At 62.4% G+C, this 10,798-nt stretch carries 13 protein-coding genes; all 13 read right to left on the bottom strand.

What is annotated here, in order from left to right; translation table 11 throughout:
- Positions 1-21: 21 nt before the first annotated feature.
- Entirely contained in the window at positions 22-828 is an 807-nt protein-coding gene (locus tag AC2FME_RS14600) for a crotonase/enoyl-CoA hydratase family protein (RefSeq protein ID WP_496800798.1), read from the bottom strand.
- A 96-nt stretch (positions 829-924) separates the two neighbouring features.
- On the bottom strand, positions 925-2,238 hold the full coding sequence (locus AC2FME_RS14595; protein ID WP_496743329.1) for a replication-associated recombination protein A: 1,314 nt from the start codon (positions 2,236-2,238) through the stop codon (positions 925-927).
- Between the two features lie 4 nt (positions 2,239-2,242).
- Positions 2,243-3,628 carry a trypsin-like peptidase domain-containing protein gene (locus tag AC2FME_RS14590; protein WP_496800797.1) on the bottom strand — a complete coding sequence of 462 codons (1,386 nt, stop codon included), beginning with the start codon at positions 3,626-3,628 and terminating at the stop codon, positions 2,243-2,245.
- Between the two features lie 169 nt (positions 3,629-3,797).
- The gene (gene rplQ, locus AC2FME_RS14585) at positions 3,798-4,223 is read right to left on the bottom strand and encodes a 50S ribosomal protein L17 (protein WP_496679187.1); all 426 of its coding nucleotides are present in this window, start codon (positions 4,221-4,223) and stop codon (positions 3,798-3,800) included.
- Between the two features lie 118 nt (positions 4,224-4,341).
- Positions 4,342-5,358, bottom strand: a complete 1,017-nt coding sequence (locus AC2FME_RS14580; RefSeq protein WP_149775087.1) for a DNA-directed RNA polymerase subunit alpha — start codon at positions 5,356-5,358, stop codon at positions 4,342-4,344.
- Positions 5,359-5,472: 114 nt separating this feature from the next.
- Positions 5,473-5,862 (bottom strand): 30S ribosomal protein S11, encoded by a 390-nt coding sequence (rpsK, locus tag AC2FME_RS14575; protein WP_068344878.1) that lies wholly within the window; start codon positions 5,860-5,862, stop codon positions 5,473-5,475.
- A gap of 14 nt (positions 5,863-5,876) precedes the next feature.
- Positions 5,877-6,245, bottom strand: a complete 369-nt coding sequence (gene rpsM / locus AC2FME_RS14570) for a 30S ribosomal protein S13 (protein WP_490362110.1) — start codon at positions 6,243-6,245, stop codon at positions 5,877-5,879.
- A gap of 199 nt (positions 6,246-6,444) precedes the next feature.
- A complete protein-coding gene (locus tag AC2FME_RS14565; RefSeq protein ID WP_490362109.1) occupies positions 6,445-7,086 on the bottom strand; it encodes an adenylate kinase in 642 nt (213 codons plus the stop codon).
- Positions 7,083-8,447, bottom strand: coding sequence for a preprotein translocase subunit SecY (gene secY, locus AC2FME_RS14560; protein WP_149775089.1), 1,365 nt, complete (start codon positions 8,445-8,447; stop codon positions 7,083-7,085). The genes AC2FME_RS14565 and secY overlap by 4 nt, the downstream gene beginning before the upstream one ends.
- 109 nt (positions 8,448-8,556) lie before the next feature.
- The gene (gene rplO, locus AC2FME_RS14555; RefSeq protein WP_496679192.1) at positions 8,557-9,030 is read right to left on the bottom strand and encodes a 50S ribosomal protein L15; all 474 of its coding nucleotides are present in this window, start codon (positions 9,028-9,030) and stop codon (positions 8,557-8,559) included.
- A gap of 149 nt (positions 9,031-9,179) precedes the next feature.
- A complete protein-coding gene (locus AC2FME_RS14550; protein ID WP_496679195.1) occupies positions 9,180-10,007 on the bottom strand; it encodes a hypothetical protein in 828 nt (275 codons plus the stop codon).
- Between the two features lie 171 nt (positions 10,008-10,178).
- On the bottom strand, positions 10,179-10,394 hold the full coding sequence (locus AC2FME_RS14545) for a DUF1127 domain-containing protein (RefSeq protein ID WP_496679196.1): 216 nt from the start codon (positions 10,392-10,394) through the stop codon (positions 10,179-10,181).
- Positions 10,395-10,606: 212 nt separating this feature from the next.
- Complete coding sequence (rpmD, locus tag AC2FME_RS14540) at positions 10,607-10,795, bottom strand: 50S ribosomal protein L30 (RefSeq protein ID WP_149775093.1); 189 nt, start codon at positions 10,793-10,795, stop codon at positions 10,607-10,609.
- Positions 10,796-10,798 lie beyond the last annotated feature (3 nt).

The raw sequence follows: 10,798 nt of genomic DNA, 5'->3' as shown, positions 1-10,798 counted from the left end.
GGGCTCGCGGGCCAAGGCCGCTCAGATATCGTTGAAATCCCCGTGCCGCCCCGCCCCATCGCGGAACCGAGCCGCGCCGGACGTACCCTCGCGGCGGATGGCGTCCAGCCCGTTGGCCCATTCGACCTTCAACGCCTCGCGCAACGGCATCCCCCGGGTTTCGATGATCGAGCGGCGGTCGGCGCGGACGGCCTCCTGCGGGAACCAGGCAATCTCGTGCGCCATCGCTTCGGCCGCGATGCGGGTTTCACCCTGCGGCACGATTTTCTCGGCCAGCCCGATCCGTTCGCACTCGTCAGCCATGACCGTGCGCCCGGTCAGCGCGATCTCGAGTGCCTTGCCCTGCCCGACCAGCCGCGGCAGCCGCACCGAACCGCCATCCATCAGCGTGATTCCCCAACGGCGGCAATAGACGCCCATATAGGCGTCCTCGGCCATCACCCGGATGTCGCACCAAAGGGCCAACTCCATGCCGCCGGCAACAGCGGCGCCTTCGATCGCGCCAATGACCGGCTTTGACAGCTCCAGCCGCGATGGGCCCATCGGGCCCAGCAGCGACGGCGCGGCCCCGATTGGAAAAGCGTGCCTGTCGAAATAGGGCTCGCGCAGGTCCGGGTCAGACAGCGTGGCTGCCATCTTGAGGTCCCAGCCCGCGCAGAAATTGCCGCCCTTTCCCCAGAACACGGCGACCTTGGCCGCGCTGTCCTCGAAGGCAATGAAGGCCTCGGCCAGGGCTGCCGCGTGTTCGGCATCTACGGCGTTTCTGGCCTGGGGCCGGTCGTGGATGATGGTCCACACGTCGTCTGTCTTGTCGATGAAAAAGGTCATCTGCGCTCCTCCCTAGCGGCATGTAATCCTAGGGAACCCCGGGCGCGCCTTGAGTGTCCCGCGAAACGCGACGGCACGGTCCGAACTGACCCTGCGTCACGACCCGTTGCGTTGACTGCGCAGTTTCGAAAAGTAGTCCAGACGCTTTTTCAACTCGCGCTCGAACCCGCGTTCGACCGGCTGGTACAGGACCGGGCGCTTCATGGTCTCGGGAAAGTAGTTCTGCCCCGAGAACCCGTCCTCGGCATCATGATCATAGGCATAGCCCGCGCCATAGCCCTGATCCTTCATCAATCCCGTCGGCGCGTTCAGGATGTGTTTGGGCGGCGGCTCGCTGCCCGACTGCTTGGCCAGGCGCATCGCCGCCTTGTAGCCCACATAGGCCCCGTTGGATTTGGGCGCCAGCGCCAGATACACGACCGCCTGCGCCAGCGCCAACTCACCCTCGGGCGACCCGAGCCGCTCGTACACTTCCCAGGCATGCAGGCAGATCGACTGGGCCTGCGGATCGGCCAGACCGATATCCTCGACCGCCATCCGGGTGATGCGGCGGGCCAGGTATCGCGGATCCTCGCCCCCGGTCAGCATCCGTGCGAACCAGTACAGCGCCGCATCCGGGTCGGACCCGCGCACCGATTTGTGCAGCGCCGAGATCAGATTGTAGTGCTCGTCCCCCGACTTGTCGTATTTCGCGGCACGACGCATCAGGCGCTTGGCCAGCGCGTCGGGGTCCAGCGGCGCGTCCACCGACCAGGCCGCGATTTGCTCGATCAGGTTCAACAGCGCCCGGCCGTCTCCATCCGCCATTTCCTGCAGCGCGTCCCGCGCTGCGGGTGTCAGAGGCAACGCCTTGCCCAGCTCTTTTTCGGCACGCTGCGTCAGGCGTTCCAGATCGGCCAGGCCCAGCCGTTCCAGCACTAGCACCTGCGCGCGGCTGAGTACGGCGGCGTTCAACTCGAACGATGGGTTTTCGGTGGTCGCGCCCACCAGAAGGATCGTCCCGTCCTCCATATGCGGCAGGAACCCGTCCTGCTGGGCCTTGTTGAAACGATGGATCTCATCCACGAACAACAGCGTCCCCTTGCCGTTCCGCCGCCGCAACTTGGCAGCCTCGAACACCTTCTTGAGGTCGGGAACGCCAGTGAAGATCGCGCTGATCTGTTCGAAATGCAGGTCGGTTTCTTTGGCCAGCAGCCGCGCGATGGTAGTTTTGCCGACCCCCGGCGGCCCCCAGAAGATCAGGCTGGACAGGCTGCCCGACGCCAGCATCACCCCCAGCGGCGCCTCGGGGCCCAGAACCTGTTGCTGCCCGATCACCTCGGACAGCGCCCGGGGCCGCAACCGGTCTGCCAGCGGGCGGTTCGGGGCCGGTTCGGAGGCCTGCCCTTCGGTGTCGAACAGGTCACTCATGCCGTCAGAGCCTGAACCGCAACGACACGGGCTTACCGCCGCGCAACAGATCGATCTGCACCCGCCGGCCCGGGTCGCGCAGCGCCCGAACGACGTCGCGCGGGCGTTCGGCCTGTCGCCCGTTCACGGCATTGATGACATCGCCGGGCCGCAGCCCGGCACGCGCGCCATAGGGGCCGGGGTCGACAACGACCACACCGGTTTGAGACAGGGGCAGCCCCATCTTGACGATCAAAGCCGGGTTGATTCGCGCAACCGTCATCCCCGGCAGAACCGTGCGGTCGTTCAAAGTGGTTTCCTCGGCCGTCGGCGTTTCAGGCGCAGCCATCAGCGCCACACTGACATCTTTCCTGTCACCACCGCGCAGCCGGGTCAGAACGGATGTCCCACCAACACCCGCCACCGACATGCGAAACTTCATCTCGGCGGGCGAGTTCACCTCTTCACCATCCACATGCGTGACGATGTCGCCCACCCGCAAGCCAGCCTCGGCCAATGGGCTGAGCGGATGGAGGTCCGAGATCACCACGCCCTGCGGCAGCGAAAGCCCAAGCGATTCCGCGATGTCGGCGCTCATGATCTGACCGGCCATGCCGGCCCAGGGGCTGACGAATTCCGTGTTGCCCGCCTTAGCCTGACGCAGGAATTCCGCCACCAGATTGGCCGGAATGGCAAAGCCGATGCCGTTGGACCCGCCCGACCGCGTGAGGATCGAGGTGTTGATGCCGATCAGATCTCCGTTGACGTCGATCAGAGCGCCCCCGGAATTGCCCGGGTTGATGGGCGCATCGGTCTGAATGAAATACCCCCGCGCATTGCCCGTGGCAGTTCCCGACCGCGCCAGCCCCGAGATGATGCCCGACGACACGGTCTGCCCCACGCCGAACGGGTTGCCGATGGCCAGAGCCAACTCGCCAACCTCGACCTGATCCGAATCGCGCAGACGCAGGAAGGGCAGGCCCTGCGCGTCCAGCAGGCGCAGGATGGCGATGTCGCTTTCCTCGTCGCCCAGGACGACCTCGGCGTGAAATTCACGACGATCCGTTGTGACGACCCGGATCTCGGTCGCGGTGCCGACGACGTGGTAGTTCGAAACGACGTAGCCATCCTCGGTCAAGATGACGCCCGACCCCAGAGAGTTCTGCACCCGTGGACGCGGCGTACCGAAGCCGCCACCGAAAAAGTCCTGAAAGAACGGGTCTGCGAAAATCGGGCTGCGGCGTCCGGGCCGGACGATCTTGGCATAGATGTTCACCACCGCCGGGGCCGCCTTTTTGACCACCGGGGCAAATCCCATCGAAATCTCGGCCTGCGATTGCGGAACCCGCGTCTCGGCGCCGGCCTGAGTGGCCAGTGTCATCAGACATACAGCCAGTATCGTGCGTATCATGACAGCTCCGTTCTTCCTCCGCCGAAGATATGCGGAGCGCGGCGTGCGAATGCAATAGAGCGTGGCGCTCCGCCGCCGGCAGGGTCGTTTTAAAGCCCGCAAAGCAATTAAAAAACCCCTGCCCGGACGATCCGGACAGGGGTCAAGAGTTCGGCCATTCAGCCGGGTCTTATTCTTCGTCAGCGGCCGCTTCCTCGGCAGCAACGCGGGCCTTGTCGGCCGCGCCCTTGGCATCGACGTCGCGATCGACGAATTCGATGATCGCCATCGGCGCCATGTCGCCGTAGCGGAAGCCGGCCTTCAGGATACGGACATAGCCGCCCTGACGGTCCTTGTAGCGCGGGCCCAGAACCTCGAACAGCTTGGCGACGTCCTTGTCTTCCTTCAGCTGAGCTGCGGCCTGACGGCGGGCGTGCAGGTCGCCGCGCTTGCCCAGAGTGATCAGCTTTTCAACGATCGGGCGCAGCTCTTTTGCCTTGGGCAGCGTCGTCTTGATCTGTTCGTGCTCGATCAGCGAGCCGGCCATGTTCGAGAACAGGGCCTTGCGGTGCTCATGAGTACGGTTCAGGCGGCGGTAACCACGTGCGTGACGCATTTTTCAATTCCTTCTTTCGCGTTTTGCTTTGTCTGGCCGGCGATGCGTGTCACCGGCTCTCCTTGGGGCGGAAATGCCCATACGGTCCCCGGCAGCCCGGGCATTGGCGAAGACGCGCTTAGAACGCGTCTTCGAATTTTTTGGCCAGATCTTCGATGTTGTCGGGCGGCCAATCCTCGACATCCATGCCGAGGTGCAGGCCCATTCCGGACAGCACTTCCTTGATCTCGTTCAGCGACTTGCGGCCGAAGTTCGGGGTGCGCAGCATCTCGGCTTCGGTCTTCTGGATCAGATCGCCGATATAGACGATGTTGTCGTTCTTCAGGCAGTTTGCCGAACGGACCGACAGCTCCAGCTCGTCCACCTTCTTCAGCAGCAGCGGGTTGAACTCCAGACCATCGTCCTCGTCCTGGCGGCCCGCCGATTCCGGCTCGTCGAAGTTGACGAAGATCGACAGCTGATCCTGCAGGATGCGGGCGGCGAAGGCCAGCGCATCCTCGGGCGTGATCGAGCCGTCGGTTTCGATCTTCATGGTCAGCTTGTCATAGTCCAGAACCTGACCTTCACGGGTTGGCTGAACGTCATAGGCGACCTTCTTGACCGGCGAATAGATCGCGTCGATCGGGATCAGGCCGATGGGCGCGTCTTCGGGCTTGTTCTTCTCGGCCGAGACATAGCCCTTGCCGGTGTTGACGGTCAGTTCCATGAACAGGTCGGCGCCATCGTCCAGGTGGCAGATGACGTGATCGCGGTTCAGAACCTCGATGCCGGCGCTTTCGCTGATGTCGCCTGCGGTGACGACCGCGGGGCCTTTGGCATTGATCGACAGGCGCTTGGGGCCTTCGACTTCCATGCGCAGGGCAACCTGCTTGAGGTTCAGGATGATGTCGGTGACGTCTTCACGCACACCTGCGACCGAGCTGAACTCGTGCAGGACGTTGTCGATCTGGACGCTGGTGATGGCCGCACCTTGCAGCGAGCTCATCAGAACGCGGCGCAGCGCGTTACCCAGGGTCAGACCAAAGCCGCGCTCCAGCGGTTCGGCGACGATGGTGGCCTGACGCGCGGGATCGTTGCCCGGCTTGCCGTCAAGCTGGGTCGGCTTGATCAATTCAGCCCAATTCTTGTGGATCATGTAATCCCTCCATTCCTGTCCGCGCCCCATGACCAACAAGGTGCAGACGCCCGAGGTTCAAAATGACGTGCTGGGGCCGTGCGAAAACACAGCCCCAGCTCAATTCCAAATTGCTTAGACGCGGCGGCGCTTCGGCGGGCGGCAGCCGTTGTGGGCAATCGGGGTCACGTCACGGATCGACGTGATGTTGAAGCCCACGGCAGCCAGCGCGCGCAGTGCCGATTCACGACCCGAACCGGGGCCCTGAACTTCGACTTCCAGCGTCTTGACGCCATGTTCCTGCGCCTTGCGACCGGCGTCTTCTGCGGCCATCTGCGCGGCGTAGGGGGTCGATTTCCGCGAACCCTTGAAGCCCATGGTGCCGGCCGACGACCACGAAATGGCGTTGCCCTGCACGTCCGAGATCAGGATCTTGGTGTTGTTGAAGGTCGAGTTCACATGGGCGACGCCCGATGCGATGTTCTTGCGCTCTTTGCGTTTTACGCGTGTCTTGTCACGTGCCATCGGTCAGACCCTCCTTACTTCTTCTTGCCCGCGATCGGCTTTGCGGGGCCTTTGCGGGTACGAGCGTTGGTGTGGGTGCGCTGACCGCGAACCGGCAGGTTGCGGCGGTGACGCAGACCGCGATAGCAGCCCAGGTCCATCAGGCGCTTGATGTTCATCTGCACTTCACGACGCAGGTCACCTTCGACGGTGTAGTTGGCGTCGATGTGCTCGCGGATGGCCAGAACTTCGGCATCCGACAGTTCGTTCACCCGGCGGCTTTGGTCGATGCCCACGGCTTCGCAGATCGCCTTGGCCGAGGTGTTGCCGATTCCGGTGATATAGGTGAGGGCGATAGGTACCCGCTTTGCAGTCGGGATGTTTACGCCGGCAATACGTGCCACGTGTCACTTTCCTTTCGTTGCGGTTCCGTAATTCCAGAACCTTTTTTCACAACGCCCAACCGTGGCAGTGTGGCCAGAGGGTTCAGCATCATTCGAGGTGGTCTTGGCATGCGGGACGAATCCCGCACGCGCGGTTGATTCCCCAAGGGGATGGGGGTCGATATGGGCTTTTGGACTTGGCGTCAAGCCCCTTGCTGCATCAGCCCAAAATGGCCTCGATCGAGGCTCGGACTTCCTTGATATCCGCCAGCCCGTTCACCGGGCGCAGATCACCTTTGGCATAGTAGTAACCGATCAACGGAGAGGTTTTCTTGTAATACTCCATCAACCGGGTCCGCAGGCTGTCTTCGTTGTCATCGGCCCGGCGTACCATGTCGGTGCTGCCACATTTATCACATTTCCCAGCGACCGAGGTGGGCTTGGTTTCGTCGTGATAAACCTCGCCGCAATCGCCGCAAGTGAAGCGGCCGGTGATCCGCTTGACCAATGCCTCGTCATCCACACGCATTTCAATCACGGTGTGCAGCGACTGGCCCAGCTTGGCCAGCAGCGCACCCAGCGCATCCGCCTGGGCCAAGGTGCGCGGGAAGCCGTCGAAGATGAAGCCCGCGCCCTTTTCGGTGGTCAGTTTCTCTTCGATCAGGCCGATCACGATCTCGTCGGTGACAAGCCTGCCCGCGTCCATGATCGCAGCCACCTTCTTGCCCATCTCGGTTCCCGAGTTGCGGGCCTCGCGCAGCATGTCACCGGTGCTGAGCTGGATCATGCCCCGCGTTTCAACCAGGTGACGTGCCTGCGTACCCTTGCCTGCCCCCGGGGGGCCCAGAAGAATGATATTCATCGACGAGCGGGTCCCTTCCTGCCGCGTTTCTTGCCTTTGCCGCGCAACTGGGACTTTTCGATCAGCCCTTCGTATTGATGCGCCAGCAGGTGGCTCTGAACCTGTTGGATCGTGTCCATGGTCACAGAGACGATGATCAGAACCGAGGTGCCGCCGAAATAGAACGGAATGGCGAACTGGCCGCGCAGGATTTCGGGCAGCAGGCAGACCGCCGCCAGATAGGCCGAGCCCAGCACCAGCACGCGGTTGACCACGTATTCCAGATATTCGGCGGTTTTCTTGCCGGGGCGAATGCCGGGCACAAAGCCGTTCTGCTTTTTCAGATTGTCCGCCACGTCATCCGGTTTGAACGACACGTTGAACGTGTAGAAATAGGCAAAGAACACGATCATCGAAGCAAAGAACAGCAGGTACAGCGGCTGTCCCGGTCCGAAATTGGCCAGCAGCCACGACATGATCGGTCCGTTCGCAGCGCCCGACGAGAAGGTCGAGATCGTGACCGGCAGGAGCAGCAGCGAGCTGGCGAAGATCGCCGGGATCACGCCGGCCGGGTTGACCTTGACCGGCAAGTGGCTCGAGCCGCCTTCATAGACCTTCATGCCGACATTGCGGCGCGGGTACTGGATGTGGATCTTGCGCAGCGCGCGTTCCATGAACACCACGAAGGTGATCACGGCGATCACCATCACGATCACGCCGACGATCACGGCCGGGCTGATCGCGCCCGAACGGCCCGAGGCGAAGAACTGCGCCAGCGCCGCCGGAACCTCGGCGATGATGCCGACGAAAATGATCAGCGAGATGCCGTTGCCGATCCCGCGCGCGGTGATCTGTTCACCCAGCCACATCAGGAACATGGTGCCGCCGACCAGCGTGATCATCGTCGACAGGCGGAAATACAGGCCCGGATCGGTAGCCAAATCGCCCGATTCCAGCGAAACCGCCAAGCCATAGGCCTGCACGGTGGCCAGCGCCACGGTGCCGAAACGGGTGTACTGGTTGATTTTCTTGCGGCCCTGCTCGCCCTCTTTCTTGAGTTGTTCGAGCGCGGGCACCATCGAGGTCAGCAGCTGTACGATGATCGATGCCGAGATATAGGGCATGATGCCGAGGGCAAAGATACCCATCCGCCCCAGCGCCCCGCCGGTGAACATCGAAACCATCCCACCGATGCCCTGCCCCGCCTGCTCCATGAACTCGCGCAGCGCCTGCCCGTCGATCCCCGGCACCGGAATGAAGGTGCCCAGACGATAGACGATCAGCAAACCCAGCGTGAACAGGATGCGGTTGCGCAGATCGGTGGCCTTGCCCAGGGCAGCCCAGCTTGTGTTGGCTGCCATTTGTTCTGCTGCTGATACCATAAATCGGTCTCTCTTATGAAAACGCCGCCCGGAACCGTTTTCCGGCTCGGGCGGCGTCTTGGAAAACTCTGAGGTCTATGTAAGCGGGTCGGCGCCCGCTCACAAGCGCTTACTCTGCCGCAGCGGCTTTTGTGACCTTCAGTGAACCGCCCGCTTTTTCCACGGCTTCGATGGCCGACTTCGAGGCGCCGGTCACTTCCAGGTTCAGCTTGGCGGTGATTTCACCCTTGGCCAGAACGCGGACGCCGTCCAGCTTGCGGCGGACCAGGCCCGAGGCAATCAGAGCGTCCTCGGTGATCGCGGCCTTGGCGTCCAGCTTGCCGGCGTCGACGAATTTCTGGATCAGGCCCAGGTTGACGACGGCGTATTCCTTGCGGTTCGGCTTGTTGAAGCCACGCTTGGGCAGGCGCTGATACAGCGGCATCTGGCCGCCTTCATAGCCGTTGATGGCCACACCCGAACGGGATTTCTGGCCTTTGATACCACGGCCACCCATTTTACCCTTGCCCGAGCCGGGACCACGGCCAACGCGGGTCCGTTTCTTGACGGCGCCGGGATTGTCGCGCAGTTCATGCAGTTTCATGTCGCTTCTCCTTAGCCGGATATGACCCCGAAGCGTGATGGGCCAAACACGGCATTTCTTGATTTTGATTCTCGTGGCCGTCATGCCACCGAAGCCCGATACAGCGTCAGGCCTCCGGTTGCAAGTTTTGATTGTCCGATCGCAACGAGTCAGCCCTCGGGATCGGAGATCGGCGCGTCTTGCGGAACGATACCATGTTTGGCCACCAGTTGCCCGACCAAGCTGTCGGGGTGCGGAACGCCGCCGTTCTTGCGCATGATCGCGCGCATCCGGCGTCCGTAGAGATGGATCGAAACCGTATCTTCGTGGAAAAACCGGTCGAGATTCGTATTCGGCCGTGCCATGGCGCGGCGGCGCGTGAAATTGATCGGATAGAACACATGCTCTGGCAGGGCGTATTTGATCTCGCCTGTTTCCTTCAACGCCCAGGTGAACGCCTTTGGCCCCCACACACCCCACAAAAACTCGGGAACGTTGGTGGGATTTCCGGCGTCCCGCGCCTCTTCCAATGGCCGCCGGTGGCGCGGAGGCAGCCAAGGCGGTATTCGATACGGATCATTCGTGTACTCGATGAGCTTGGCCAGAGTTTCACTGTCATGCGGCAGCCCCAATACGCCGATGGCTACCTCACCCTCGAGATACCCGTAGTAATGGCCATTCGCCGTTGAATAGGGTTTCAGGCAATAGGCATCAGTGTCGGCCCAAATCAGGTCGGGCTCCTGCGCCAGCATCCGGTATCGGAACTTGTCGGAATGCGGCGCCGGGCTTTGGGTGCGGTCATGGGTGATGAATTCGGAATCGGGCAGGATCTCTCGGGCGTCCCGCTGTTCCACCCCATCGGGGACGTTGGTCACGTTGTTGTAGGTGTACAGGCGCACGCTGTGGCCCATGTCCAGATAGGACTGGATGCAAAGCAGCTCGAGGAAACTGAGCGGCCCCTCCACCCACAGCATTCCGATCTGGTAGTCCCTCGCCATGCCCTGCCCTTTCACTCGCAAAACCGCGCTGTTCAGGAAGTGGCGCAAATCCCGGGCCCATGCAACGATGCAGTTGGCGCCCCGTGGAAATTCTTGAGGAGACAGACGCCCAAAAAGGAAAAGGGCGCCCGTCCGGCGCCCCACCTGCATCGCGAAGAAGGCCTTTGCCACTTACGAGCAATAAGCGTGCTCGCGTGCGATATCGGCAATGTCGCAGCGGCGGATGCCGATGTCGTTGAGTTCACGGTCGCTCAACCGCTGCAGCTCGGAATAGGTCTTGCTGTATTCTCGCGCGCGGGTCTGGGCGCGCTTGATGCCGTCGATCAGGTCGCGGATGCGGGCGGTCAGGTTCAGGCCGCCATGGGGGATGTTCAGTGCGTGTGCCATATCTGGGCTCCTTTCTTGCCGGGGCGTATTCCCTGGCGCTGTGAGTGTCGTTCCTTTTGGACACTCCACAGATAGGCCCGGATGTTACCGCAAACAATCCAAGTCTCGGTCTACCCGTCATGCGCCAGATGCATGGCAAGCCATGCAGACGGCGCAAAGAAAAACGCCCCCGAACGGGTCGGGGGCGTTTTCGAGTTGGGTCCGAGACACGATCAGTCGCGTTCTTCGATGATCTCCACCAGATGCGGGATCTTGTTGACCATGCCGCGGATCGAGGGGGTATCCTCAAGTTCGCGGGTCTTGTGCATCTTGTTCAGGCCCAGGCCGATCAGGGTTGCGCGCTGGTCGGCGGGGCGGCGGATCGGCGAGCCGATCTGCTTGACGACGATGGTTTTTGCCATGGT

The sequence above is a fragment of the Ruegeria sp. BHSC026 genome, from assembly GCF_059613065.1.
Note: the sequence above shows the minus strand (reverse complement) of the source record. Positions and strands in the feature narration are given on the sequence as shown.